The 23,730-nt window shown below is 59.0% G+C and carries 29 protein-coding genes and 1 pseudogene; 19 read left to right on the top strand and 11 right to left on the bottom strand.

Translation table 11 applies throughout. From position 1 onward, the window contains the following. Positions 1 to 11: 11 nt before the first annotated feature. From PQR32_RS29740 to PQR32_RS29700, 9 genes and pseudogenes are all read right to left on the bottom strand, one after another. Entirely contained in the window at positions 12 to 182 is a 171-nt protein-coding gene (locus PQR32_RS29740; RefSeq protein WP_408235457.1) for a hypothetical protein, read from the bottom strand. Next, positions 169 to 549 (bottom strand): hypothetical protein, encoded by a 381-nt coding sequence (locus tag PQR32_RS29735; RefSeq protein WP_408235454.1) that lies wholly within the window; start codon positions 547 to 549, stop codon positions 169 to 171. Before PQR32_RS29735 ends, PQR32_RS29740 begins: the two co-directional genes overlap by 14 nt. Next, entirely contained in the window at positions 546 to 1,004 is a 459-nt protein-coding gene (locus PQR32_RS29730; RefSeq protein WP_408235451.1) for an RNA methyltransferase, read from the bottom strand. The genes PQR32_RS29735 and PQR32_RS29730 overlap by 4 nt, the downstream gene beginning before the upstream one ends. Further along, a complete protein-coding gene (locus PQR32_RS29725) occupies positions 1,001 to 1,291 on the bottom strand; it encodes a hypothetical protein (RefSeq protein ID WP_408235448.1) in 291 nt (96 codons plus the stop codon). Before PQR32_RS29725 ends, PQR32_RS29730 begins: the two co-directional genes overlap by 4 nt. Next, positions 1,288 to 2,703 carry a hypothetical protein gene (locus tag PQR32_RS29720; protein ID WP_408235543.1) on the bottom strand — a complete coding sequence of 472 codons (1,416 nt, stop codon included), beginning with the start codon at positions 2,701 to 2,703 and terminating at the stop codon, positions 1,288 to 1,290. Before PQR32_RS29720 ends, PQR32_RS29725 begins: the two co-directional genes overlap by 4 nt. A gap of 123 nt (positions 2,704 to 2,826) precedes the next feature. Continuing rightward, positions 2,827 to 3,039 (bottom strand): annotated as a pseudogene (locus tag PQR32_RS29715) (AAA family ATPase); the annotation flags it as partial. Between the two features lie 60 nt (positions 3,040 to 3,099). After that, positions 3,100 to 4,191 (bottom strand): recombinase family protein, encoded by a 1,092-nt coding sequence (locus PQR32_RS29710; RefSeq protein WP_408235445.1) that lies wholly within the window; start codon positions 4,189 to 4,191, stop codon positions 3,100 to 3,102. Positions 4,192 to 4,374: 183 nt separating this feature from the next. Further along, positions 4,375 to 5,295 (bottom strand): PD-(D/E)XK nuclease family protein, encoded by a 921-nt coding sequence (locus PQR32_RS29705; protein WP_408235442.1) that lies wholly within the window; start codon positions 5,293 to 5,295, stop codon positions 4,375 to 4,377. 114 nt (positions 5,296 to 5,409) lie between these two features. Then, on the bottom strand, positions 5,410 to 5,874 hold the full coding sequence (locus tag PQR32_RS29700) for a helix-turn-helix domain-containing protein (protein WP_408235439.1): 465 nt from the start codon (positions 5,872 to 5,874) through the stop codon (positions 5,410 to 5,412). Between the two features lie 611 nt (positions 5,875 to 6,485). Here PQR32_RS29700 and PQR32_RS29695 point away from each other — a divergent pair. From PQR32_RS29695 to PQR32_RS29670, 6 genes are all read left to right on the top strand, one after another. Continuing rightward, positions 6,486 to 6,818 (top strand): hypothetical protein, encoded by a 333-nt coding sequence (locus PQR32_RS29695; RefSeq protein ID WP_408235436.1) that lies wholly within the window; start codon positions 6,486 to 6,488, stop codon positions 6,816 to 6,818. 417 nt (positions 6,819 to 7,235) lie between these two features. Next, positions 7,236 to 8,492, top strand: coding sequence for a hypothetical protein (locus tag PQR32_RS29690; RefSeq protein WP_408235433.1), 1,257 nt, complete (start codon positions 7,236 to 7,238; stop codon positions 8,490 to 8,492). A 54-nt stretch (positions 8,493 to 8,546) separates the two neighbouring features. After that, on the top strand, positions 8,547 to 9,359 hold the full coding sequence (locus PQR32_RS29685; protein ID WP_408235430.1) for a BRO family protein: 813 nt from the start codon (positions 8,547 to 8,549) through the stop codon (positions 9,357 to 9,359). Positions 9,360 to 9,531: 172 nt separating this feature from the next. Beyond that, entirely contained in the window at positions 9,532 to 9,837 is a 306-nt protein-coding gene (locus PQR32_RS29680; protein ID WP_408235427.1) for a hypothetical protein, read from the top strand. After that, positions 9,837 to 10,118 (top strand): hypothetical protein, encoded by a 282-nt coding sequence (locus PQR32_RS29675; protein WP_408235425.1) that lies wholly within the window; start codon positions 9,837 to 9,839, stop codon positions 10,116 to 10,118. Before PQR32_RS29680 ends, PQR32_RS29675 begins: the two co-directional genes overlap by 1 nt. Continuing rightward, positions 10,115 to 12,280: a DNA cytosine methyltransferase gene (locus PQR32_RS29670; RefSeq protein ID WP_408235422.1), complete on the top strand. Its 2,166-nt coding sequence runs from the start codon at positions 10,115 to 10,117 to the stop codon at positions 12,278 to 12,280. Before PQR32_RS29675 ends, PQR32_RS29670 begins: the two co-directional genes overlap by 4 nt. 11 nt (positions 12,281 to 12,291) lie before the next feature. On the opposite strand, the gene PQR32_RS29665 is transcribed toward PQR32_RS29670, so the two are convergent. Further along, a complete protein-coding gene (locus tag PQR32_RS29665; protein WP_408235419.1) occupies positions 12,292 to 12,897 on the bottom strand; it encodes a hypothetical protein in 606 nt (201 codons plus the stop codon). A 31-nt stretch (positions 12,898 to 12,928) separates the two neighbouring features. On the opposite strand from PQR32_RS29665, the gene PQR32_RS29660 reads away from it, so the two are divergent. From PQR32_RS29660 to PQR32_RS29605, 12 genes are all read left to right on the top strand, one after another. Then, the gene (locus PQR32_RS29660; protein ID WP_408235540.1) at positions 12,929 to 13,243 is read left to right on the top strand and encodes a hypothetical protein; all 315 of its coding nucleotides are present in this window, start codon (positions 12,929 to 12,931) and stop codon (positions 13,241 to 13,243) included. Further along, positions 13,129 to 14,265: a DNA methyltransferase gene (locus PQR32_RS29655; protein ID WP_408235416.1), complete on the top strand. Its 1,137-nt coding sequence runs from the start codon at positions 13,129 to 13,131 to the stop codon at positions 14,263 to 14,265. The genes PQR32_RS29660 and PQR32_RS29655 overlap by 115 nt, the downstream gene beginning before the upstream one ends. Next, positions 14,262 to 14,606: a hypothetical protein gene (locus tag PQR32_RS29650; protein WP_408235413.1), complete on the top strand. Its 345-nt coding sequence runs from the start codon at positions 14,262 to 14,264 to the stop codon at positions 14,604 to 14,606. The genes PQR32_RS29655 and PQR32_RS29650 overlap by 4 nt, the downstream gene beginning before the upstream one ends. After that, positions 14,603 to 16,453, top strand: a complete 1,851-nt coding sequence (locus tag PQR32_RS29645; protein WP_408235410.1) for an SNF2-related protein — start codon at positions 14,603 to 14,605, stop codon at positions 16,451 to 16,453. The genes PQR32_RS29650 and PQR32_RS29645 overlap by 4 nt, the downstream gene beginning before the upstream one ends. Beyond that, the gene (locus tag PQR32_RS29640; protein ID WP_408235407.1) at positions 16,453 to 16,932 is read left to right on the top strand and encodes a hypothetical protein; all 480 of its coding nucleotides are present in this window, start codon (positions 16,453 to 16,455) and stop codon (positions 16,930 to 16,932) included. Before PQR32_RS29645 ends, PQR32_RS29640 begins: the two co-directional genes overlap by 1 nt. 414 nt (positions 16,933 to 17,346) lie before the next feature. Then, positions 17,347 to 18,003 carry a helix-turn-helix domain-containing protein gene (locus PQR32_RS29635; RefSeq protein ID WP_408235404.1) on the top strand — a complete coding sequence of 219 codons (657 nt, stop codon included), beginning with the start codon at positions 17,347 to 17,349 and terminating at the stop codon, positions 18,001 to 18,003. 25 nt (positions 18,004 to 18,028) lie between these two features. Further along, positions 18,029 to 18,280, top strand: coding sequence for an acyl carrier protein (locus tag PQR32_RS29630; RefSeq protein ID WP_408235401.1), 252 nt, complete (start codon positions 18,029 to 18,031; stop codon positions 18,278 to 18,280). Between the two features lie 4 nt (positions 18,281 to 18,284). Then, the gene (locus tag PQR32_RS29625; protein WP_408235398.1) at positions 18,285 to 18,641 is read left to right on the top strand and encodes a hypothetical protein; all 357 of its coding nucleotides are present in this window, start codon (positions 18,285 to 18,287) and stop codon (positions 18,639 to 18,641) included. 196 nt (positions 18,642 to 18,837) lie between these two features. Then, entirely contained in the window at positions 18,838 to 19,197 is a 360-nt protein-coding gene (locus tag PQR32_RS29620; RefSeq protein WP_408235395.1) for a hypothetical protein, read from the top strand. Beyond that, a complete protein-coding gene (locus PQR32_RS29615) occupies positions 19,194 to 19,415 on the top strand; it encodes a hypothetical protein (RefSeq protein ID WP_408235392.1) in 222 nt (73 codons plus the stop codon). Before PQR32_RS29620 ends, PQR32_RS29615 begins: the two co-directional genes overlap by 4 nt. After that, the gene (locus PQR32_RS29610; protein ID WP_408235389.1) at positions 19,412 to 19,747 is read left to right on the top strand and encodes a hypothetical protein; all 336 of its coding nucleotides are present in this window, start codon (positions 19,412 to 19,414) and stop codon (positions 19,745 to 19,747) included. The genes PQR32_RS29615 and PQR32_RS29610 overlap by 4 nt, the downstream gene beginning before the upstream one ends. Next, positions 19,744 to 20,268: a hypothetical protein gene (locus PQR32_RS29605; RefSeq protein ID WP_408235386.1), complete on the top strand. Its 525-nt coding sequence runs from the start codon at positions 19,744 to 19,746 to the stop codon at positions 20,266 to 20,268. The genes PQR32_RS29610 and PQR32_RS29605 overlap by 4 nt, the downstream gene beginning before the upstream one ends. A 545-nt stretch (positions 20,269 to 20,813) precedes the next feature. On the opposite strand, the gene PQR32_RS29600 is transcribed toward PQR32_RS29605, so the two are convergent. Beyond that, the gene (locus PQR32_RS29600) at positions 20,814 to 22,334 is read right to left on the bottom strand and encodes a hypothetical protein (RefSeq protein ID WP_408235383.1); all 1,521 of its coding nucleotides are present in this window, start codon (positions 22,332 to 22,334) and stop codon (positions 20,814 to 20,816) included. A gap of 302 nt (positions 22,335 to 22,636) precedes the next feature. Here PQR32_RS29600 and PQR32_RS29595 point away from each other — a divergent pair, with 302 nt between their 5' ends. Beyond that, positions 22,637 to 23,725 carry a terminase small subunit gene (locus tag PQR32_RS29595; RefSeq protein WP_408235380.1) on the top strand — a complete coding sequence of 363 codons (1,089 nt, stop codon included), beginning with the start codon at positions 22,637 to 22,639 and terminating at the stop codon, positions 23,723 to 23,725. Positions 23,726 to 23,730: the final 5 nt, after the last annotated feature.

The following is a 23,730-nucleotide window of genomic DNA, read 5'->3' as shown; positions in this document are numbered from 1 at the left end:
TGCGTATTCCCTCATTGCGCACCTCCACCAAGGCGAATGAGCACCAAGCGTTCTTCATCCGTTACCGGTCGGACAACGCCGGCGTGCATGTGGTCGACGAGCGGCGTGACGATTACGCGATCCGCCTCGGCGAGCGACAGCAACTTCGGTGCGAGCTTGTCCAGAATTTCACTCAGATCCATTTGATTGGCTCCCCTGTATGTTGGCTTTGCCAGTGCCGTGGCACTTCAAGCATTCGCGGTATTTCGCTCCTTCCGTTGCAGACCAGCCAGCCACGACCTTGCAGGAACCTTCACACTCGGCGCAGATCCCCGTCTCTGCTTCGTACTTCGCCATGGCGGCGTCAACCTCGGCTTGAGTGACGGCGACTTGACTGTGCATTCCGTCCCATTTGCGTTGTCCTTTGTTCGGCCCGCGCGTGAGCACCCGGGGAATACCACCCGTCATAATCGTGTCGCTCTTGCCGATGAGTTCATATCGAAACGGCACCCAGCCTTCGATGCCAGACTTCTCGATGGCGATGGCATCGCGAAATGTGGCCGCGCTCATGCCACCCTCGCTTGCGCGTGGACCCATTCGCCGCGCTTCATCATTCGGTCATAGAGAACCGTGCTTGCCGTCATCGAAAGATTCAGGCAATACTCGGTCGGGATGTACACCACGTCGTCGCACCGCGCGAGCACGTCGCCCGGCAATGAGCCGTCTTCCGGGCCGAACATGTACATTGCTCGCTCCGGATGAGTCAGCGTTGGCAGCGGACGCGCACTCTTGATGAACTCCACGGCGACGACTCGGCAACCGACAGGCAGCACCGAAAAGAGGTCTTCCGTTTCGATCACCGGGATATGACGGTGCGCCTTCTGCGTGTCGGTGCTCGCCTGCGCGAAGCGCGCGCCCTGCAGAGCAACCAGCGACGCCCCATAGCAACCGGCCGAGCGCATCACAGCACCGAGATTCTTCGGGTCCTTCGGGCGATATAGCCCGATTGCGGCATAGCCCCTCATGCGCCACCTCGCCGTTTCGCTGCCTTCCGTGCCCGCTTTGCCATGGCTGCATCGATGCGCGCGTGCGCGTCGCCGTCGAGCCGCGTCGGTATCGGCGCCTTGAACGTGACGGCCGGCTCCTTGCGATCACCTCGGTGTGACTGATGCACGGCCTGAATGACCGCAGCCGTCAGGTTGAGATTCGGTTGCGGCTTCGGCTTGTCCGCAATCACGTAGATGCCGTTCGGCTGCTTTACGATCTCCATCTCGAATGTGCCGGGCTGCGTCGGTTTCGCTTTGGTCGTCATGCCGCGACTCCGATATGCCCGTCGCTGATCCACTCCGTCTGGAAAGCCGGCGGTAGACCCGACGGCATAGACGTCGCGCTGCCCATGACAATGACGGTGTCGATCTCGGCTTTAGCGACGATTTCTTGTAGCCAGTCGATCAGGTCGCCGCGCCCCTGCCCGACTAGCACGTCGTACCGGTCCAGGCACATGATCCGCGCGCCAGAGAAGTGCGAGATGGCCTCCGTGAGGAGCGCATTGGCCCGCCACTGATACGACTCCGATTCCATGTGGTGCGGCTTGCCATCGACCGTGAGGCTCATATCCGTCTCTATCTGCACGACAGGCCAGAAGGCTGTTTCAGCACTGGCACGCAACCGCGCATTGAACGGTGCGAGCGCATCGGTCATGAGTTCCGCCGGGATGCCGGTCGGCGAGAGAGCCTCCGCGATCGCAAGCCATGCCGCGACCGATTCATGGTGCGCAAGGGCGTCGGAGGTTTTTTGCTCAGCCGACTCGGCGGCCGTCTTGAGAACTTGCGCGGCGTCGAGCTGCGTTCGAGCGGCCCTCCCTTCACCGGTGATCCGTTCGACTGCCGCGCGCGCAGCGTCCAAATCAGCCCTGCTGGGCTGTTCCATGTCGCTCAATGCTGCCAGCGATGCCACAGCGGCTTCGGCGTTGGCGAGGTCGCGCTTGTCGTTGGCGACGGAAGTCTCCATCGTTTCCAATGCCTTTTTGTACTTCGGCAGATTGGCGATCGCCTCCGCGTCGGCGACCTTCGACACCTGAACGAATTCCACCAGCTTGCCGTCGTGCAGTTCGCTGAGCGCAGCGCAGTGCGGGCAGACGAGCGGAGTCTTTTCCTTTCCGCCCTCGGCGAGCGCTTGCGTTTCCGCGACCTTCTGAATCCAATTCGCCAGTTCGGCTTCGTCGGTCGCCAGCTTCGCCTTTACGGAATCGATGCGGCCGGCCTTGAGCGTCAGGGCTTCCCGTTGTTGCGCAGCCTCGTTGTACGCACGCGCTTTCTCATTGAGAACACCGAGCGCCTGATTCGCTTCGCCATACTCGGCGGTTTTTTGCTCGACGAGCGCGGTCGCTGCCGCAATGTCGTCATCGCTGAACGCCGGTGCCACGGCCTTCCACTCGGGGGCCTTCTCGCTGCCCCACGTCTCACCAGTGAGTGCCTTCCACGCGGCCTTTGCATCGCGCGCCTTCGCCTTTGCCTCGTCGCATGCTTCGCCGAAGCTCGCGGCCACCAGCGGCGCGACCATCTTTACGCGCTCCTCTGCGTGACCCTTCGCCAGCAGACGCTGCGATACAGCTTTCGCACCGGTGTCGACCTTGGTCAATTCGAACAGGTAAGTCCGACGCTCGTCGGCCGTCGCCCGCGCAAATCGCTCCGGGTCCATGACATACGGCATGGCGGCTTGCATCGCCTGCATCTGACGCATAGACAGGTCGTCCATGCTGAAGGTGCGCGTCCCCTTGGGCAGCGTCAGCGACGCGGAGCCGCCCTCGAAGGCGATTCGGACAGCGCCGAGTTTCTCGCCCCAATGAACAAAGTTGATGAATTCGTTCTTCTTGAGTTGCTCGGCATCCTTCTCGCCCCCGCGGGTGACGCGGTTTGCAAGTGTGTGCTTCAAGACTTCGGCGAGCGAACTCTTGCCCTGCCCATTCTCGCCGCTGATCCAGACGATTGCCCGATTTACTTCGATCGAAACGTGTTTCAGCTTGAGCACGTTCTCGACCTCGATTTGCGTAATACGCATGAAGAAACCTCTTAGCGTGAATGTTATTAGCCGTATACGGCTACACGTGATCGCGCGAAATCAAACGTTGTACGAACGGCGCGGGCGCTCAGTCGGTGCTTGCTTCTTCGCTGACTGCGCGACCTCGTCCTTATGGCTTTGAATCGCCGCGTCGATGCGTTTCTTCATCTGTTCGGGCAAATTCAGTTTCAGGTCGAGCGCCGAGTCGTAGTCGCCCTTGCTGGCGAATTCGATCGCCATCTCGAGCGTGTCTTGGTCGGTATATTGCGGCCCGCTACCAGCAAACAGTTCTCCCGCGTGCGCCGGACGATCAAATTCCGTGCCGATGGCGGACGCTGGCGTTTGCGCGACCGGCGATGGGGTAGGAGTGGGTGCAGGTGCCGGCGCTGGCGTCGGGGCGGCTGACGCAGGAGCGCTCTTCGACTCCGCGGGAGGAATATCCTTCGATTCGACCGTGGTCGCACCTTGGGTGTCTTTTCGAGCGCGTGCAGGCTCTTCTCCCGCTGGACGTTGAGCCTCGGCCTGCTGCCGCAGCACGTCTACGTCGGCCGCATATTTGCCATCCGGTTGCTTCTCGACGTCGATGATCGTGTCTTCGAGTTCCTCGACGGCCGGCAGGCCCATCAGCAGCTCAGGAGCGTAGATGCGGCCGAAGAAGGCGGCCGAACGATACCGAAGCATCTGGTCCGGCATCGTCTTCCATTTCGAGCCATTCTTGGTGTACCAGCCTTCCATCACCGCCAGCCCGATCGATATCGGGCTGGACTCTAGCCGCTCGCCTGAGCCCTTCTCGATAACCCATGCTATACATTGCACATCTTGGATTTCGACCGAAGTCTTAACTTCATGCCTCTGCCTGTTGCCCTGAGGCCCGCTCCATTCAAATGAGACATGCTCGACGACACGCGTGCCGAGCTGCTTCATTTCAAAGCGCAGCGGCGAGAAGCGTCCGCAATTGTTGATCTGAGCGATGATCCACGGCGACGACCACGACGGGCGCCCTTCGATGATATGCAGGTTCTGCATCACCATCACCGGGTCCGCGTTCATGCGAATCGCCATATTCAACGCGACAACACAATTCGAAAGCGCGGCGGGATTTTCGCGGCTCTCCGTCACATTGCCATAGCGATCATACTTTTCGATGACCAACCGATACGCCGACGGCACCAGCGTTCCAGACGCGAGTAGGCGCGCTCCACGCTGCATCAGTTCGAATGATTCGAGTGTGCCGAAGCCAGGTATGACGGGTGCAAGTTGCTGCGAAGTCGGCGGACGCCGAGTCTGCTCAAGAGTTGTTGCTGTCATGGGGAGAGCCTTTGGGAATTGAGAAGGTCAAGCGTGGTACGGGCATCGATTCCACCCGGAGCAATAAAGCGGAGAACACATGACGGTGCCCGGCGCGGGCCGGAAATCCCCGTCTTTCAACATCTTCGCTGCTAGTTCGATCATGCCGGGACGCTCTTCTGTGCCGAGCAATGCGGTTCGCACGTCGCGAATATCGCTCACCGCGATGTCGCCTGACTTGCCCGTGGAAATCCCGCAGATCTCGGCCGGCGCGTCCATCGGACGCTGGAGCTCGACTTCGGTCATGATGGTGTAGATGCCGACCTGCAAGTGGTGCGCACCAATCGTGGCTACGCGGCCGCCTTCGTCGTCATAGCCGACGGCTTGCAAGCCCGTCTTGATATCGCGGACATTCTCGCGAAAGACAACTGGCTTGGAGTCTTGGCGGTCGGCAGCATGCATGAAGTCCGTCAACGTACCGTCGTCTTCGACGAGGTACATGCGCTCCCGCACCCGGTCAATCGTGCCGGTCGTGACGATCGTGCCGTACTTGGTATTGATGTGCAGATCTTCGCAGCGCGCTTCGACGGCTGTATAGGTCACCTTCGGAGCGATCTCGTGGCAGTAGCGATTGACGGAGCGTGCGACGATGGCTTCGGCTGCCTTGAACTGGGCGCTCGAGTCCCAATTCACTTCTGCATCGTCGTCGTAAAGGACTGCGATCGCACCCTCCACGGCCTCTTCAACGCTTATCGAATCGCCTCGAAGGCGTGGGCCGTCAAAGAGCGCGGTCCCGGCGTGAATGGCCGTACCAATTTGGGCTATGCCTGAGGATGCACTGCGGATCTTCTCGACGTTGGCGTAGTACCAACTAAGGGGACATGAGAACAACGTCTTCCACGACGACGCGCGGACGACTCCCAAGACTTCAGGTGACGATGCTGCGCGGAAGTTGGAGAACTCTGACACTGTATGAGCCTTTGGAAGGGGCGCACACAGCGCCGTATAGGGCTATTATTAGCCATATACGCATACTAACGCAAGAGTTTTTCTTTGAAGGTGACATGCGTGCTTACTACCGGGTTAACGAGGCGTCTTCTTTTTTGGCTCTTCAGTCGGCGGGTGCTCGTACTCTGTAAGGACATGCTTGATGAAGGCCTCGATACGGACCTTCTCATAATCTGGGAGGCGCGCGAACTTCGTTAGATCGTATTGAACCTTGACGTCAGAATTATTGGTAAGCAGGTCGCCCGGATCACGTCGGAACGCTTTGGCGATCGCATCAAGAATGTCTGCTGTTGCTGGCGTAGTGCCGAGCAGGATGCGGCTCACCGTCGTCTGAGCCACTCCCGAGGCTTTCGAGACTTTCACCTGAGTATCAAGATTGGGGTCAGCTCTCATCCAATTTTTCAAATTTGCTGCCACATGCTTACGAATAGCGGGTGAAACGGACGTCTTCTTGGGACGTTCTACTTTCGGCGCGGCGGCCTTCTTTGCCGCCGGCGTGGCTGATGCCGCCGTCGATTTCTTTGGCGTTGGCTTGTTCATGGTACTACCCTAGTTAAGGAACTATTGAAATTTTGTTAGATGTTTAAAAGTAGCCATACATGGCGAACTATAAACGGCTTCTTTTGGGGTTGCAATGGACTGAGGGTGCCAACTGTACGCAAGCGAACGAGGTTTGGACTTGCAGACGTAGCCGTACATGCATATACTTGACTGACAATTTTGTATCTTTTGACTATCGAGGCGAAGCAAATTGCCCACAGAAAGCCAGTATGACTTCGTCATGCGGACCCATGAGAAGCACTTCCGGCGCCGGCGGCGAGAACTGTCGGAGTTGTCGGGGATATCGCTTGACACACTGAACAAGGTTTTCCAGCGCCAAACGAAGAACCCGAAAGCGTCGACTGTCCAGGCAATCCACGACGTGCTGATTGTGCGCGAACGGGATGCCGGATCCGTGCCAAGAAACGAGCCAGAAGATGCTCTGCGGCCAACGCCCTTGGAGCCGGTCTTCGCATGAATAACACGCCAGAAGCGACTGTCAAATTTCAGCAAACGACCGGCCGCATGGTCGTCTACAACCATGCCCAGCGATATTGTAGCCTCTGCCGCCGGTGCCGATCCGTAGGCCAGTTCAAGCCCGGGAGCGCAGTATGTCTGAAGCATTAGACCGTGCCGCGATCATCGAAGCTATGTGCCTGACATGGCGGCATGATTTTGGCCTTGATCGGATCAACAATGCCCTCCTCGTCGGCTGCGGGATGTCCGAGGGCGAAAGGGATTTTCTCCGTCGGGAAATGGGGCAGCTGTTCGATCACCACTTCGCACCCGCGCTCGCCACCACGCTCGAACTTGAACGCCAGCGATGGCTTGAGATAGTTAAGTCTCATGGATCGACACATCCCAAGATCCAGTTTGTCGTTGCTGAGCTAGAAAAGCGTTACGGCGACCTGGGTCAGCGTGAATCTATGTCGCCCGAAGCTTAGTTTTAACTTGCGTTAGCCGTATATGCATACTTGAATCTACATTGAATCTTTGTAACAAGCTGTGTGGAAGTAATACTCGGTATTCCAAAAGCTCCATTCGTTGTCGCCGGCGGATGGAATTTGCTCACGCTAGAGCGCAAAAGGAAGGGGCGGCCTACCCGCAAGGGCGCCACGTTGGATCTAGCCCGACGCGCGACTCCCCTTCTTCCTTTTGCGCAGGACCGTCACCTATGGCCTGCTCCCCCGCTTCGTAGTCGACCTCCCTATTCTGGGAACCCTCCATATTCCCCCCTGCTCGATCGACCTACGTCGACCAGCGGTAATCGTTCGCCCGTTCGAGACACACATGGCAATAGTTAAATCGCCGATACCCCAATCTTTTTACGGCGCCTGTTGGAACCGAATCAGGGAGCAATAATGAAGCGCCCCTCGTTTCAGTTCTATCCAGGCGACTGGCAGGCGAACAGCAACCTCCGTCGTTGCACGCGCGTCGAAAAGAGCGTGTGGCTCGACGTGCTTTGCCTCATGCATGACCAAGAGGAGTACGGCGTTCTGCGCTGGACTCTGAAAGAGATGGCCGAGGCCGCGCACTGCAAAGTATCCGAGCTCAAAGCGTTACGCGACAAAGGTGTCCTTAAGGGTGCCGACAAGGGAGAAGCATGTGCAGCGCACATCTACATACCCCGTTCCGGTCGAAAGGACGGGCCGCCGGTTACGCTGATACATGAACAGGCGGGCCCCCTGTGGTATTCGTCACGGATGGTAGAGGACGAGTACAAACGAAAGCACAGCGGCGGTAATACGCGGTTTGGTGCGGGTGACCGTGATACAGAAGGTGAGCAAAAAACGGCCAAACCGGACTCACCAAGCCGTGGGCATGGTGAAGACCAAAGTGAAGTCCGAGGTGAAGATCAAGGTGCACCGCATGGTGATGAACCATCCGCACGGCCCGGGGATGGCGCTTCATCTTCATCTTCATCTTCACCTTCGGTAAACACCAAAAGCATTGTCGAGCTCGCGCTCGACGGCGGGGGTGCTGGAGAGAAGCCGTTAACCGAGGCGGAGAAAATCGACGGCATCTTCGCCTATTGGCAGCGCGCGACCGGAGCAACGAAAGCCCGCCTCGGCGAGAAACGCATCAAGACCATCCGCGCCGCGCTCCGCTGGGGTTATCCGCCGCGAGACTTGTGTCGCGCGATCCAAGGTTGCGCCCTGACCCCTCACAACCAAGGAAAGAACGAGCGTGGGCAGAAGTATCTCGGGCTGCACGTCTGCCTTGGGAGCGAAGACAACATCGATCGCTTCATGGCGAACAGCAAAGCACCTCCTGTCGCGCCAGAGAAGAAAACATCGAACGTCATCCCAGGCTGGTGGCAGTCTGATGCGCTGGCGCTGCAGCAGGCTAATCTCGTCGGCGTCGGGCCCGCGTACGCTAGTGATACCCGCGACACGTGGCACGGACGCATACGTGCCGCCATCGAAAACGGTGGTCGGCCGCCAGCGCCGGCCGCGCTCACCATCGCACCACCGATCGCCGCGCCGGAAGCTCCAAGGGCCGCACAAACACCCGAGCAGATCGCTGAACGTCGCGCCGCGCTTCTTGCGGTCACGCCCGGCTTAAAGTTCGGCAAGAGCGTGGAAGCCGAAGGTCAGCTGCAAAAACCAGTTGCGTGAATATGCATACATGGCTAGTATTTCCCTAATTCGTTCAATTGCACGGAGTGCCCGATGAGCGTCCCGATGATATTCAAGTTCCACCAGGTTGCGCCCGGCACCGAAACTTCATCGGCAGTGCGCGTTGTGGACGTCAGCGGTGAGCCATGGTTTGTGGCGGCGGATATCTGCGCGGCGCTCGATTTGAACAACACGTCGATGGCAGTGGCCGGTCTGGATGACGATGAACGGGGGATCAGCGAAGTTGACACCCGTGGTGGGAAGCAATCTGCGACGGTCATTAGCGAATCCGGGCTCTACTCCCTGGTGCTTCGCTCCCGCAAGCCTGAGGCGAAGCAGTTCAAGCGCTGGATAACGCACGACGTGCTGCCGGCCATACGCAAGACCGGCTCCTACGGTTCCGGCATCCCTGCTCTCCCAAATTTCGATGATCCGGCGGCAGCCGCGCGCGCATGGGCTGATGAAGTCGATGCGAAACGCACCGCGCAGCTTGCGCTCGAGCAGGCAAAGCCGGCTATCGAGTTTGTCGCAAAGTACGCCGAGGCGCCGTCTGGCAACAAGACATTCCGCCAAGTCAGCAAGTTACTTGGTGCCAACGAGAACCGGTTCCGCGAGTTCCTGGTTGAGCGCTCGGTGATCTATTACCTCAACGGCGAGATGACGCCGCGCGCACAACATCTGGACGCTGGCCGATTCAGCGTGAAGGCTGGAGTGTCTAACCATAGCGACCACGTCTACAACCGGATGATGTTCACCCCCAAGGGAGTGACTTGGATCGCCGGCGAATGGGGGAAGCACCTCGCCGAGTTGAATCTGCAGGCAACTCAGCAACGCCCGGCAGATGCGCTTTCGCATGCCCATCAATAGCCGTACATGCATTTTCTGAGCCATGACAAAGAACAGGTTGCGGATGACCGAGGAGGAACTGGCTGCGCATCACGCGAAGCGAGGCTCTCTTGCACCAGCGCGGGTTCCGGTTCCCGCGAAGCAAACATTGACCGAGGTGCATCAAGCAAAGGGGCGGCTCAAGGCGGACGAAATGACGAAGCTCGAGGGTCGCTATGCAGCCTATCTCGATCAGCAAAAGCTCGCTGGCGCAATCAAGTGGTGGGCGTTCGAACGCGTGAAAATCAAGATCGCAAAAAACACGCACATCACGCTCGACTTCTTCGTGCTGACCGACCTTGACGAGTTGCAAGCGCGTGACACAAAGGCGCACCGCGAAGCCGTCACAGACGACGCGCTCGCCAAAACAAAGGTAGCCGCCGAGTTATGCCCGTGGCGTTTCTTCTACGTCTATCCGCGCGAGGACGGCGGCTGGGATATGGAACAGGTGGGCCGCTGATGAGTGCCCCCGTTCGCACCTTCGGCGGAATCCCGCGCAAAGGCTCCGAGATCAAGACCGCAAAGCTTCGTGAAGTCGACGTTGTCGAGATCAAGCGACAACTCTCGGTCGCGCTTGTGGATGACGGCACCGCCGCACGCCTCGCGCGCGCATTCAACGTAAGCGATTCAACCATCGCCAGCATCAAAGCCGGCCGTACATGGGGCTGGCTCGAAGTCAGAAAACCCATCGATCTGCGGCAAACAGACATGTTTTCTGAATCACCACAAGGACAAAAATGAAGCGCGACGCTATATCCCTTTCGCTCGATCTCGGCAGCGAACTCATCATCGATAACTTCGCCGGCGGCGGTGGCGCGTCGGAAGGCATGGAACAGGCATTTGGCCGGTCGGTGGACATTGCCATCAATCACGACGGCGAAGCTCTCGCGATGCACGCCGCGAATCACCCCGGCACCAAGCACTATTGCGAAGACGTCTTTCAGGTTGACCCGATCGAGGCGACGAAGAACCAGCCAGTTGGGCTCGTTTGGCTATCCCCGGATTGCAAACATCACTCGAAGGCGAAAGGCGGAAAGCCGGTCGACAAGAAGATCCGCGGGCTCGCGTGGATCGGCCGAAAGTGGGCCGGGAAGTCGATGCCGCGCGCGCTCATGCTCGAGAACGTCGAAGAAATCCAATCGTGGACAGGCTTGGTGGCGAAGCGTGATAAGGCGACCGGTCGCGTCGTCAAGCTCGACGGTTCGGTGGCGCAGCCTGGTGAGCAGGTGCCCGTTCGGGAACAGCATCTGGTTGCGAACCCCAAAACGAAAGGCAGTCACTTCCGGAAATTCGTGCGCTCGCTCGAAGACATGGGATATCGCGTCGAGCATTGCGAACTGCGCGCATGCGACTACGGCGCGCCGACCATTCGCAAGCGCCTCTATCTGATCGCGCGACGGGATCACTTGCCGATCGTGTGGCCGGCGCCGACGCATGGCGACCCGAAGAGCACCGCGGTGCAGGCCGGGAAGCTGAAGCCATGGCGCACCGCGGCCGAATGCATCGACTGGTCAATCCCCTGCCCATCGATCTTCGAGCGCGAGCGGCCGCTGAAAGATGCGACGCTGAGCCGCATTGCCAAGGGCATCATGAAATTCGTGGTGAACAGCGCAGACCCATTCATCGTCAAGTTCTCCGAGAACAGCACTGGGCAGGAAACGGGCGAGCCGTTGCACACGGTGATGGCCGGCGCGCCGCGGTTCGGCGTCGTTGCGCCGACACTCATGCACGTGACGCATCAAGGCACCGATCGTAACGCGAACGTCGACGCACCGATGGCGACCGTTACAGGCGCCAACCGCGGCGAACAGGCACTCGTAACTGCGCACATCACCAAGATGCGCACGGGCAGCGTCGGCAGCGACTTAGGTGATCCACTCCATACCGTTACCGCAGGCGGCAAGCAGGCACGCCCCGGTACCGGCAACGCCATGGGCATCATCGCCGCAACGCTCGTGAAACAGAACTTCGGCGACGCCCCACATCAGTCCGTAGAGGCTCCCCTTCATACGGTCACCACGCAGGGCAACCGTTTTGGCGTTGTCAGCGCCACCTTGATCCAGACCGGCTACGGCGAGCGCCCCGCGCGATGGCGCTGCAACGACTGTGGTCATGTTCATGACGTTGAGCCAGTATGCGGTTGCACCGCCTGCGGCTCCGAGAACGATTTGACAGCAGTTGGTGCGCAGCAGCCGCGCGTGCCGGGGCTCGATAAACCGCTCGGCACCGCGGTGGCCGGCGGCGTCAAGCATGCAGTCGTCTCGGCGTTCCTCGCGAAACACTACGGCGGGGTCGTTGGAACTGGCGTAGATGTTCCGACCGGTACTGTGACGACGTCTGATCACCATTCAGTGGTCACCGCTCAACTGGTTGGATGCGGTGGCCGTGCCGGGCAATCGCGTCCGCGCGATGCCGGCGAGCCGCTCGCAACAATCACTGCCAAGGCTGATACGGCTGTCGTCACTTCGCATCTGTTGAAACTGCGCAACAACCAGTTCGGTCAAGACGTTCGCGAGCCTATCCCCACCCTCACCGCCGGGGGCGGCCATGTCGGCGAAGTGCGCGCGTTCCTCATCAAGTACTACGGCAACGACAAAGACGGCGCGAACCTGCGGTCGCCGCTTGGCACCATTCCGACACATGACCGCTTCGGGCTTGTGACGATCCACGGCGAGGACTACGTCATCGTCGACATTGGCATGCGGATGTTGACACCGCGCGAGCTCGCGACCGCCCAAGGCTTCCCAAGTACCTACATTCTCGATCCGATCGTCAACTGTAAGCCTCTTTCGAAGTCGGCGCAGGTGCGCATGATCGGGAACAGCGTTTGTCCGGATGTTGCGACGGCGCTGATTCTCGCGAACTTCGCACACGAAAAGCAGATGGCGGGAGCTGCGGCATGACAATCAGTTTCTCAAGACATTTTGAACATGTGGCGTTGCAGGTTAACAGTCGCATCGTCCAAGTGCTTACGTATCTGCTCGATGCTCTCATCGACCCGGCTCATGCGCTGAGTCAGGAGCGTGTTCGTCAGTTCATCAACTGTTGGCCCGTTTTCATCAAGTCGGACGCGCACATCGCGGATCGTGAGGGTGATCTGACGATTAACGCGCAGCAGCCTGCCAGCAATAAACGGATCCATATTAGGGGTAATCGAAGCCTGCAACATTTCCTTCGCGCTTTCGAGTCGATCCGTCGTGTGGCGAAATATGCGGTCATTAGCGTAGCTCTCAAAATACGTTTGAGCCCCCTGCAAAGCAAATCTCGCATCTTTTGCCAATTCGAAGGCAAGTGCCGACGTTTGAACATCGCCTCTAAGCTTCGCCTCGGTATCGCGCAACCTGTGGATTCGACGGTCGTTGGCAGGTATCCAGATGGCGATGCTAATAGCAACCACCGAGCCAATCGCCTGAACCCACGCAGCCCAGTCGGACTTGCTGAGGTCCCACATATCTTGCGCCGTGGCAATGACACCAGCCGCAAATATGAGTCCCGCACTGCCCCAAAGCCACCGCGTCATGGCGTCTCCTTTGTTTAACGGCGATCCTAGCATGAGCAATCGATACATTCTTCACCTTGGTGACTGCATCGAAGTGATGCGCACCATGGCGGATAGTTCGGTCGACTCCATAGTCACAGACCCGCCATATCACCTGACGCAGGTTTCACGCGGCCCTCACGCAGCGAACGCGAACCCGGAGACGCCACACGCCCGCGCACGCATTGGTGACAAGGGCTTCATGGGGAAAACATGGGACGGCGGCGACATTGCGCACCGCGTCGAAATGTGGCGGAATGCCTGCGAGTACTCAAGCCCGGCGGCCACCTTCTGGCGTTCGCCGGATCGCGGACCTATCACCGCATGACCTGCGCGATCGAGGATGCCGGTTTCGAAGTGCGCGATCAAATCATGTGGATCTACGGCAGCGGCTTCCCGAAGTCGAAGAACCTGCATGGCGAGCACGCTGGCTGGGGATCGGCGCTCAAGCCGTCGCACGAACCCATCTGTATGGCGCGCAAGCCGCTGATCGGCACCGTCGCTGCGAATGTCGAACTGCACGGTACCGGCGCATTGAATATTGATGCCTGCCGGGTGCACGCCGACGATGCTCAAGGCGGCGAATACGTCGTGAAGCGCTTTGCGCCGGGCGCGTCGGTTGTTGCCGATGGCAACTGGAAACAGGACGTCGAGTTCCGCGGCGAGATGAAGGTAGGCCGCTGGCCAGCGAACGTGATCCACGACGGTTCGCCCGAAGTACTCGAGCAATTCCCGGACGCACCCGGCCAGATGGCCGATGCAAGTCTCATTCCTGCGGCGCGCGCTGGTCAGAATGTCTACGGCGCACTGCGGGCAGGTCGAAGCGACGAAGCGAGCGCCGATCGCGTATATGCGAATGTTGGCGGGACGAACTTCGCCATGAAGCCTGGTGCTCGCCGTCTGGACTCTGGATCAGCTGCTCGCTTCTTCTACTGCGCTAAGGCCTCGCGCGCCGACCGAAACGAAGGCATCGGTGGAAACGATGCGCCGGCCGTCGCGACAGAAGCAACCATGCGCGATCGCGAGATGGCCGACTGGCCCCAGCGCAACGGCAACCACCACCCTACGGTCAAGCCCACGGAATTGATGCGCTATCTCGTGCGCTTGGTCACGCCGCCGGGTGGCACCGTACTGGATCAGTTCATGGGATCGGGCTCGACGGGGAAGGCCTGCATGTTCGAGGGCTTCGATTTCTTCGGCATCGACATGACGCCCGAGTACGTCCACATCGCCGATGTGCGCATCGCGTTCGCTCTGAAAAAATCGCTCATGCCTAAGGACGGCCGCGGCGACGCCGTTATGCCTAAGCCCATCGACGAGCGCCAACACGACATGTTTGGAATCGAATGATGCACTTCATCAAAGCCATCATAGAGCAGCACCGGCTGCCGCTGAACGACGAGAAGGTAACTCAAGCCGCGATCGCGAATGCTCTTGAGCTCGCTGGCGTCGCCTTCGAGCGGGAGGTTCGCCTGTCAGATGCCGATATCGTTGACTTCATGGCCGGCACCATCGCTATCGAAGTGAAGATCAAAGGCGCGAAGGCTGCGATCTACCGCCAGTTAGAACGGTACGCAGAGCATGACTGCGTCACGTCGATACTGCTCGTCACATCGCGCTCGATGCACCTCCCTGCCCTCATTAATGGCAAGCCTACGCTCGTGGCATCCCTCTCGCGGGGGTGGATGTGAAACGCACCTACGGCAATCTGGCGCTCACCACCGACCGGACCAAATGGCAGTTCACCAAGCTTGAGCCGCACGTCGCGATCAAGCTCAAGCAGATTTTCGCGTCGATCCCCAAAACCGAGTCGACGCTGTTTCAGGTGAAGAACACGCAGATCATCTGCGCGGACATTGACTGGTTCACCAGCCGATACGGCATGGTGATGACGGAAGCCGATCGCACAGCACTGACGGCTGGCCGCAGCGCATTCGACGAATGCCAGGCGGAACTCGGTCGTATCTTCGCGCCGAACTATCAGCCCTCGATGACCGCTGGATGGCGCCCGGGCAAAGCGGCGCGGAATTACCAGTCGCTCTACGCGGACCTTGCGCACGCGCGCAAGAGCGTCTTGAATGGGGATGACGTCGGCTTAGGCAAGACAGTGCAGCACATAGCCCTCTGCCTCAAGCCCGGCACGCTGCCGGCCGCCGTGGTTGTCAAAACCCACCTCCAGCAGCAATGGGCCGAGAAATATCTCGAATTCACATCGCTGCGCGTGCACAAGATCAAGACGCGCAAGGCCTATTCGCTCCCGCCGGCGGACGTCTACCTGTATCGCTATACCCAGTTGTCTGGCTGGGTGGATTTCTTCGCCACAGGATTCTTCAAGTCCGTTGGATACGATGAAGTTCAGGAGCTGCGGACCGGCAGCGCCAGCGAAAAAGGCCAAGCCGCCTACGTTTTGACCGAGAACACCGAGTACCACGCGGGCTACAGCGCCACACCGATCTACGGATATGGCGCAGAGATCTTCAACATCATGCGCGCAGTCGATTCATCCGTGCTGGGCGACATCGAGGAGTTTTACCGCGAGTGGTGCGACGGCGACAAGGTCAAGAATCCTGATGCCCTTGGCACCTACCTGCGCGAGCAAAACGTCTTCCTGCGACGCACAAAAAAGGATGTCGGCATGGAGATGCCGCCTGTCAACACGATCATCGAGACGGTCGAGTCCGACAGCAAGGAATCCGACAAGGTCTACGAACTCGCGCGGAAGCTAGCGCTGCGCACCATTTCCGGCTCGTTCATGGAGCGCGGCAGTGCGGCCCGCGAGCTTGACCTGATGGTGCGGCAGGCGACTGGCGTCGGTAAAGCAAAGCCGGTCGCGGCCTACGTGCGGATCCTGCTCGAGAACGGCATCCCGGTCTTGCTCTGCGGCTGGCACCGCGCGGTCTACGACATCTGGCTCGAAGAATTGGCCGAGTTCAACCCGGTGATGTACACGGGCTCCGAAAGCACGGCACAAAAGGCTGAGTCAAAGCGCAAGTTCCAGAGCGGCGCGTCGAATCTGATGATCATCTCGCACCTGTCCGGCGACGGTCTCGACGGGATGCAGCACCGTTGCTCGACGATCGTATTCGGCGAATTGTCCTGGAGCAGCGGGCGCCACTACCAGTTGATCGGGCGGCTCGACCGCGACGGACAGCCAGACTCCGTGACTGCAATCTACCTTGTAAGCGATGACGGATCCGATCCGCCGATGATGGACATTATTGGCCTAAAGGCTTCCCAATCGTCCGGCATTGTCGACCCCGGCGTCGCCGTCAAAAACTCCTACTCGGATAACAGCCGCCTGAAGTTGCTGGCGCAGCAATACCTCACGAAAAACGAGATCGCGGCCGCGGCGAAAGAAGCCCCCTCAGACGGAGCGGAAGCTGGATTGCCCTCGGAGGACATCACCGGCGCGCCAGTGACAGACTGGCCGACTGACATTGAGAGCATACCGCCGGCAATTAAAGAGTTGCCGGCCGCCACGATCACCGATACCGAAGTGGCAGCTCGAAACCTTCTTCCTCAGCCGGAACTCTTCTGATGCCATGGATCGAATTTGTGGTGCATCGGCAGTCAGGCGGCGCCGTGCTGGTGCCGTCGACTGCGAGCGACATACAGACTGTCTCGCGCGCCCGCTGGAAGCACGGTGACATTGTCGCCTCCGAGTTCAAGCGGCCGCGCAACGGGCCGCACCATCGCCGCGTGTTTGGGCTGCTGCGGTTCCTGTTCGAGTCCCAGGAGCGGTTTGAGACGCATGAGGCGCTTCGCTGCTATCTGACGCTCCAAACTACGTATGTGACGGAAGGCGTCGATCATGCGACCGGTGCGGTGTTCCGGTTCCCGCGCAGTTGGTCATACAGCGAGATGGATGAAATCGAGTTTGATGATCTTCACTCCCAGCTGATCAATATCGCCCTGCGCGAGTTCATCCCGGGCGCGACGCCGGACGACCTTCAATGGTCGGTCGACCAGCAAGCGTTCATTGACGGCGTCATGTCGTTTTCAAATCAAAATCTTTAGCCATATACGCATATTTAACGTACTATACGGCTATTAAGATTTTGAGGCCGACATGTCAAAGGCAATGACCGCAGCAGAGCAGCGATATGTAGACGCGTGTGTTCGCACTGGTTGCGTTCTATGCCGCTTCCTGAGGCTGGGTGAGACAAATTGTTTGTGGCATCACCAGCGTACGGGGCAAGGAAAGATGCGCGCAAAACACACGCATGGATGTGGCCTTTGTCCACAGCATCATCAGTTCAGTGGGTTTGGCGTTCACGACATTGGCCGAAAGCAATTCTTTGAACTTTATGGGATCTCCGAGGTTGGTCTTATCAATCTCACGCGGCGCGAATTTGCGCGTTTGCTGCCCGCCAGCGAACGTGGCCAGATCGAATTACCCGATTGGATTGGTGGCGATGAGGATGACGCGTCATGAGTAATCTAGAAGCGATAACGCTCTTCTCCCGCTCGCCATCGCGGCCGCGCCGGCGCCTCGCGGATGACGCCGAAACCGAAAAGCTGATGCGCGAGCGCCTCATAGTGGCTCGCAATCTCAATTCGTTGGATCAGAAGGAAGCCGCCGCGAAGCTTGGCTATAAGAATTCGAGCCAACTCTCCAAGGTCGAAAGCGGCGACGCGCCGCTCCCGAAGTCCCTGCTGCGCAAAGCGTCCCTTGCCTATGGCGTTTCATCGGATTGGCTATTGGGCTTGTCGAACGAACCAGAGCGCGATCCGCAGATTGCCGGGCAGATGGCCGTGATGCGCGCAGTCCATGCGGGCGTCGTGGAGCATACCCAGAACGTCACAGCAGTGATGTTGCGTCTCGCGAGCGACCAACTACCCCTCGAAGCCCAATTGCGCACCCTCCTCGACTCGGCACGGCGCGCTACACAGTCCTTCGAAAAGATTTGCCGCCTCAACTCCACATTCAACGAAGACATCCGCGGCGGCGCCACGCTGCAGCACGATATCGATGATCTGCTCGAAGTGATGGTAAATATCGACCGGTTCCTGACCCGTCGCGCCAACCTCAACGAAGTTCGTAAGCCGGCGGCCTCAATGCCGCTTTTTGATGACCAGAAGGATTGATAAATCCACCAGACGGGAGTTCTCCATGATCGAAACCAAGATTCAGAAGGCGATCGCTGAGCAATTTGGCTTGGGCGACGCGACGGTCAATCTTGATTCACCGTTTTCAGAATATGACGCTGACAGCCTCGACTTGGTCGAGCTCGTCATGTCGATCGAAGATGAATTGGATGTCGAAATTCCGGATGATGCGCTCGACTTGCTTGGCTTCGGCAGCGACGCCAGGAAGGTGACCGGCCGTCAACTGGTCGAACTCGTGACCAAGCTCAAGGGCTGAAGCCGTGCCGGCGAAGCGTGTCTGCGATTTGCTGGTGCTGAAGGTGCTTTTGGAGCACGGCCCGCTCACGGCCGCGCAGCTTGCCGTCAAGGGCGGCCTCAAGCGAGCGGCTGTAAATGAAGGACTGCGACACCTCCGCGAGGCGAAGCGCGTCTACGTAAGCGGATTCGACGATACGTACGGACAAGGGCGTGAGCGTCAGATTTATGCCGTCGGTAACGAGCCGGACGCGGTCTTTGTTCCCAAGACAGGCGCCGAGTACAACGCCCGCTACGCGGCTCGCCACTCCGAGGAAATCCGGACGCGCGACCGCAAGCGCCGGAACGGCTGGAACAAGCCTCTGAGCGGATGTGCGTCATGACCGCCATGCAATTCGTCCCGCTGATCTTCGAGAACGGGCACGTGTTCGTGCCGTCGCGAGCGCGCGGGCTTGACGAAGACTGGTGGTGCTGCACGCGTTGCGGGATCGTTCGCCGTCGCGATGGGCAGAACGAGCCGTGCCGCGGGTGCGTGCGAGTCACTCTGCGCGCGCCCGACACAGCTACACAGGAGGTTTGATGGACGACCGTACCTTCCCTATTCATTCGAGCGATCGCAGGGAGCTCCCGCTTGCGCCGCAGTCGATTCCATATTGGATCGTCGAGCAGCACGAAGCGCAGGCAAAGCGCAATCACTACCAGACGGTGCAGCGCCTCAAGGAGCGCCATGGCTGTAGTTGGCTCGAGCTTCTGGCCATCTTGACCGATCGGCCCTATCAGGACGTGCAAGCGATGTCCCACAGCGCTGCGATGGTCGAGGTCGTATCGATCGTCGGTAAGGCAGATCCAGAGTGGATGGAAAAGTGGCGCTCCGTTTGTGCGGAGCGCGCTAACAAGCGCTCGCCTAAGGCTGCGCCCTTTGAGATAGCGAAATCATGACGATACCCACCATAAAGAATTGCCGAATCGTGGTCACGTACGAAGCCGGGAGTGGCTACACCTCCCAGCAAACATTTGCCGGCGACGGCCACGCTGACATGCTCGCTGCGTTCCGCGAGATGGGGCGCATTCTGAGTATCGCTGGCCATGGCGTCGCGGTATTGGAAACCGCTGCCGAAGTGAAGTCCGCAATAGAACGGGACATTGGCCGGTCATGACTAGAACCATCAACATCCACACGGCGAAGCTTAAGACCCGCAGGCAGATGGAGAAGGACATCCCACGTCATCTGTTGGGCTGGTGGCATGACGTATGTCCCGGGCAAACGCTGACCATGCGCGACGCCACTGCATCGGATCTGGCGCGCTGCATTCGCAACAAGGAGGCGTCGAGCGATCCCGCCGATTACCTATGCGAGCTGCCTGCCGACGGCTCTCTCGTGAGCAAGGCGGCGATCCAGCATATGCGAACTGTCGCTGTGCCTGTCCCGTCGATGACCGCCGTGCCCGTCTCTCCGGAAACCCAGCCAGAACAAGCGAGTGCGATATGACTGCAAGACGATATGAGGGCGGCCGCCTGGTCGACGAGAAGCGCGTGGTGACCCCGACGCTTGGGTGGGGCAAGAAGGATGATGAGTCGCTTGCTGCGATGCCTGTGCCGCAAGCTGACGCCGCCGGAGCCGAGGCTTCTGAGGAGCCCAGCGCGCGTCTGGCGCCGGCGAAGGTCGTGCGTCGCCCGCCGCCTGTCGTTGTGGCCGAGCACGCGCCGGTCGCTGCACTCCCGGTAGCGCCCAAGGAACCGACGCACCCTGCCCCGCCACCGGCTGCTAAGCCGCCAGTGGACGACGAACAGATCGAAGACACGTCAGATATGCGCAAGTTTCTGCTCAAGCAGATGGTGCGCGCGGCGAATGGCGCGATCTCGACTGAGACCGTGAAGAACATCGTCACGCTGTCGCAACAGGTCTACAACGCAACCAGCCTTGAACTGAAGGCCGCTGCGATTCTGAAGAACACAGACAAGTCGATTCGCGCCCTCGAACTGGTGAGCCCACAAGACCGTGTCGAGTAACGAATGGGATGGCCCTCCGCTGATGCCCGTCAGCACATACCGCGTCGTGGAGAATTACCAGATTGTGCGCGGGGTTGAATGGGAGGGCCCCGCGAGCAATCGGCCAGTGGTCATGCGCGGCGCACTTCACTGCCGGATAGAGAGTCGCTGCGGCGGCCGGAGCACGGCACGCCGCTACGCCACGGCAGTCCTCGAACGCTACGTTCGCCGCCTGAGGATCACCGAGACAGACCCCGTGCGATGGTACGCATGGATGCACCGCCACCTGATACGCGTCGCGCGCAGGCGCCCATGGTGGTCCTCGCGCTGGCAGGGTGCGGTAGAGAATGATCTGCGCTGGCTCGTGTGTAATTTCAGCGTGCTGATAGACGGCGAACGGTACGACGTCTACGAGCCGGAGCACATGCGGAACGTGCGGAAGCTCGCTCGCACCGCGCGCAAATACATCGTTCCGCTTCCACAACTTCCCGCTAGGTTGGGATAGAGCGCCACCTCTTGAACCTTGCCGAAGGCGTCAAGCACGCTCCATGTCTGAACGAGAACTATCAGCTAAACAGCAGACGCCACAGTCCTGTCGCTATGTAATCGAGAAGGAAAGTCCCTCCAGTAACAATTGAAATGGCCAACGCCATGGTTGTAAAGATAGCGCGGTCCCAATCGAACGACGGTGCCATCCTTCCAGCCATACCCACCACAACCTTACGGACAGAAGCGAGGCCAACCGCAAGCAGGTAGACAAAGAAAAAAATCGAACTAGCCAAGGATGACGCGACCATTGGTGAAAACGGCACGTGGAGCGCCCGCTTCTCCTCATATTGCTGATTGGGGAAAATTGCGAAGAGTTTAGCTCTATCAGGATCCGGCGTCCCTGCTCCGAACAGTGTGACCCCACTCTCGGCCCGAAGCGTGTTCACATACATCCAGAGGCTATCGTACGGATCGAAGCTGATATACGGTGACAACTTGAAGCCAATGACCACATAAAAATCGAACATCGTTCGCTCCATGGCTGCGACAAACGAGTTAGTTGGACCGGCTAACGCGACCACGTCCGACGGAGACATTCGTCGCTCAACTGTCAGCGTGCTTAATTGCTTCTTCTCGCCCTCCGGACCAGCCACGGTTCCAGCGGCCATGTCAAGCATGAAATGTTTCTGTTTCTCCAGAGCGGCATGTTTCTCTTGATCGTTGTTAGCGACCTCTTTTGCTATCGCGTCCAGTAGTTGGTTCGTACTGTTCCAAGCAGAGTAGTAGTCGAGAGGGGCGATCGAGTAATCAAGATGCCCCAATTTCGCGTTGTAGCTCACGAACTTCGCTAGCTTCTTGTTTTTCAGCGTGCTCAACTCATTTGTTTTGGTGACATTGGCCAAATCGGACAAATCCTTCTGCGATTTTGCCTGGGCGATGCTGAATGCATATTGAAAGTTTGGAGTCGATGTGTCCCATTTCGCAGGCGGCGGAGGCAACGCTGCACCGAGAGCCGGCGCAGCGTATGTCGTACGGGTTGTGAGATCCCCTGTCGGCGTAAGCTGGATAACCAGCATGTACGCAATTGTCTTGGCAATCGAAAACGAGAAAAAGAAGAGGCTAAGGCTCGTAACGATGTCTGCGACAATCAGCCCTGCCGAAACAACCACGTGTTTATGCTGGTCAACTGCACGGACGAATAAGCGCGTTTGGGCATACGATGCAATGTCGCCTAATGCAGCGAAACATATAAACAGTAAGAAGATGCCCCCGTCGAACCACGTAAAACCACGTGGAAACACTGCAATCATCGACTGCCCCTCGTCCGCTGTGGACATAACGGCAAACAGATACGAGAGAGCAATCGAGACCAGCGACAAGACCACGTAAATTGACATGGCGCGAACAGAGAACAGCTTCTTACCGAAGATCCTGTCCAAAAAACTGGTGCCCGCGTAACCGAAACCTGAATTTCTCGCGGCAGCACGAACGACCCACGCCGAAATAGCGTTTTTGACTTGCTCCTTTACCGAAAAATCGAGCGCAGCCGCGATAGCTAGCAGCAAGCCAAGCACTCCGCATAGATCGATAGCAGACATCGACTATTCCCCGTTCTGTTGAAGCGCGTCGAAGCCCTTTGTGTGCCTATCGCCGTGCATGTTTAATTTGGAAATGGCAGTTTAAACGCAAACGCGTCTATGCAGGAATGGCTAGTAGAAGTCAATTCGTCCGTCGCCTGTGACTCGGCCGCACTAAGTGCCGCGCGACTCTTCCGGATAGAACATGTTCGCGTCCAAGTCAGGAAATTGCCCGGAACCCAAGCCAGGTAAGGCATGCATCATAGCGCGTACATGTCCGAGACGGAAAAAACAGCGCTTGAACATGTTCAGATGCAGAGAACATGTCCGTCATGGACACTCCAGCAGGCAGCGAATCCACGGAAGGAAAAGGCGCTCGATATCCGGACGAGATATGGGAGCTGATCAAGCTTGCCTGGGCATCCGCCGGGGGTATCTCCTATCAGAAAGCTTTGGACATGGTTGCGGCCACGACAAAGGCCAAGCTTCCCTCCAAAGGCGCCGTCGCCACGTACGCAAAACGTAACAATTGGCAGCGTGGGTATGCGCCGGTTCAGGCCAAGCCAATCGCACCTCGCGACCAAAGCGACCGACGACTCCCCAAGATCGAGCCCGCGTGGGAGGTCGACAGTCTCAGTCCGCTCGAGGCGAGGTTCGTCGAGGAATACGTCATCGACCGGAACGCGACCGGCTCCGCTCGACGCGCCGGTTACAGCGATACCACCGCGGCGAAGGAAGCGCACAAGCTCCTGAGCCGGCCGGACGTGCGCAAGGCAATCCAGCTGTCCGAGAAAGCCATGATGGAGCGCCTGCACATCACTCAGGACATGGTCCTCAAATACTGGTGGGACATCGCCACCTGTGACCCCAATGAGATCGTCCAATACCGGCGCGACAACTGCCGGCACTGCTGGGGAGAGGCGCACGCCTATCAATGGGTTGATAGCGAGGAATACATGGCTGCGGTGCTGCGTCACACGCGCGCTGAAGAGAAGGCACGTGCGCAGGGGGAGAGATTCGACCGCGAGCCGCCCGATGGCGCCGGCGGCTTCGGCTTCATCAAGAGTCGCGAGCCGAATCAGGCTTGCCCGAAATGCCACGGCGACGGCCATGGATACACCCACATCAACGATACACGCCGGCTGTCCCCTGCCGCGCGGCGCCTCTACGCCGGGATGAAAGAGGGCAAGGAAGGCATCCAGGCGTTGTTGCACGACCAAAAGGCGGCGATGGACAACATCGCGAAGTTCATTGGCATGTTCAAGGAACGCGTCGAGATTGACGTGACGGTAGCCAACCTTGGCGAACTGAACACGGTGTACGAGCAAAAGCTCGCGGAGATGAAGGCCAAGCGGGAGCAGGTCGTGGGGCGCGGCGAGCGGCTACGTCTCATCGCAAACGACAGCAAGTAAAGGCG

The sequence above is a fragment of the Paraburkholderia dipogonis genome, from assembly GCF_046027395.1.
Classification (GTDB): Bacteria; Pseudomonadota; Gammaproteobacteria; order Burkholderiales; family Burkholderiaceae; genus Paraburkholderia; species Paraburkholderia dipogonis_A.
The sequence above is the reverse complement of the archived record's forward strand: the minus strand, read 5'-3'. Positions and strand labels throughout refer to the sequence as shown.

Excerpts from the sequence above, each read along its gene's own strand:
- PQR32_RS29740 (WP_408235457.1), bottom strand. The coding sequence starts at position 182 with ATGGATCTGAGTGAAATTCTGGACAAGCTCGCACCGAAGTTGCTGTCG.
- PQR32_RS29735 (WP_408235454.1), bottom strand. The coding sequence starts at position 549 with ATGAGCGCGGCCACATTTCGCGATGCCATCGCCATCGAGAAGTCTGGC.
- PQR32_RS29730 (WP_408235451.1), bottom strand. The coding sequence starts at position 1,004 with ATGAGGGGCTATGCCGCAATCGGGCTATATCGCCCGAAGGACCCGAAG.
- PQR32_RS29725 (WP_408235448.1), bottom strand. The coding sequence starts at position 1,291 with ATGACGACCAAAGCGAAACCGACGCAGCCCGGCACATTCGAGATGGAG.
- PQR32_RS29720 (WP_408235543.1), bottom strand. The coding sequence starts at position 2,703 with ATGCAAGCCGCCATGCCGTATGTCATGGACCCGGAGCGATTTGCGCGG.
- PQR32_RS29700 (WP_408235439.1), bottom strand. The coding sequence starts at position 5,874 with ATGAACAAGCCAACGCCAAAGAAATCGACGGCGGCATCAGCCACGCCG.
- PQR32_RS29695 (WP_408235436.1), top strand. The coding sequence starts at position 6,486 with ATGTCTGAAGCATTAGACCGTGCCGCGATCATCGAAGCTATGTGCCTG.
- PQR32_RS29690 (WP_408235433.1), top strand. The coding sequence starts at position 7,236 with ATGAAGCGCCCCTCGTTTCAGTTCTATCCAGGCGACTGGCAGGCGAAC.
- PQR32_RS29685 (WP_408235430.1), top strand. The coding sequence starts at position 8,547 with ATGAGCGTCCCGATGATATTCAAGTTCCACCAGGTTGCGCCCGGCACC.
- PQR32_RS29680 (WP_408235427.1), top strand. The coding sequence starts at position 9,532 with ATGACGAAGCTCGAGGGTCGCTATGCAGCCTATCTCGATCAGCAAAAG.
- PQR32_RS29675 (WP_408235425.1), top strand. The coding sequence starts at position 9,837 with ATGAGTGCCCCCGTTCGCACCTTCGGCGGAATCCCGCGCAAAGGCTCC.
- PQR32_RS29670 (WP_408235422.1), top strand. The coding sequence starts at position 10,115 with ATGAAGCGCGACGCTATATCCCTTTCGCTCGATCTCGGCAGCGAACTC.
- PQR32_RS29665 (WP_408235419.1), bottom strand. The coding sequence starts at position 12,897 with ATGACGCGGTGGCTTTGGGGCAGTGCGGGACTCATATTTGCGGCTGGT.
- PQR32_RS29660 (WP_408235540.1), top strand. The coding sequence starts at position 12,929 with ATGAGCAATCGATACATTCTTCACCTTGGTGACTGCATCGAAGTGATG.
- PQR32_RS29655 (WP_408235416.1), top strand. The coding sequence starts at position 13,129 with ATGGGACGGCGGCGACATTGCGCACCGCGTCGAAATGTGGCGGAATGC.
- PQR32_RS29650 (WP_408235413.1), top strand. The coding sequence starts at position 14,262 with ATGATGCACTTCATCAAAGCCATCATAGAGCAGCACCGGCTGCCGCTG.
- PQR32_RS29640 (WP_408235407.1), top strand. The coding sequence starts at position 16,453 with ATGCCATGGATCGAATTTGTGGTGCATCGGCAGTCAGGCGGCGCCGTG.
- PQR32_RS29635 (WP_408235404.1), top strand. The coding sequence starts at position 17,347 with ATGAGTAATCTAGAAGCGATAACGCTCTTCTCCCGCTCGCCATCGCGG.
- PQR32_RS29630 (WP_408235401.1), top strand. The coding sequence starts at position 18,029 with ATGATCGAAACCAAGATTCAGAAGGCGATCGCTGAGCAATTTGGCTTG.
- PQR32_RS29620 (WP_408235395.1), top strand. The coding sequence starts at position 18,838 with ATGGACGACCGTACCTTCCCTATTCATTCGAGCGATCGCAGGGAGCTC.
- PQR32_RS29615 (WP_408235392.1), top strand. The coding sequence starts at position 19,194 with ATGACGATACCCACCATAAAGAATTGCCGAATCGTGGTCACGTACGAA.
- PQR32_RS29610 (WP_408235389.1), top strand. The coding sequence starts at position 19,412 with ATGACTAGAACCATCAACATCCACACGGCGAAGCTTAAGACCCGCAGG.
- PQR32_RS29605 (WP_408235386.1), top strand. The coding sequence starts at position 19,744 with ATGACTGCAAGACGATATGAGGGCGGCCGCCTGGTCGACGAGAAGCGC.
- PQR32_RS29600 (WP_408235383.1), bottom strand. The coding sequence starts at position 22,334 with ATGTCTGCTATCGATCTATGCGGAGTGCTTGGCTTGCTGCTAGCTATC.
- PQR32_RS29595 (WP_408235380.1), top strand. The coding sequence starts at position 22,637 with ATGTCCGTCATGGACACTCCAGCAGGCAGCGAATCCACGGAAGGAAAA.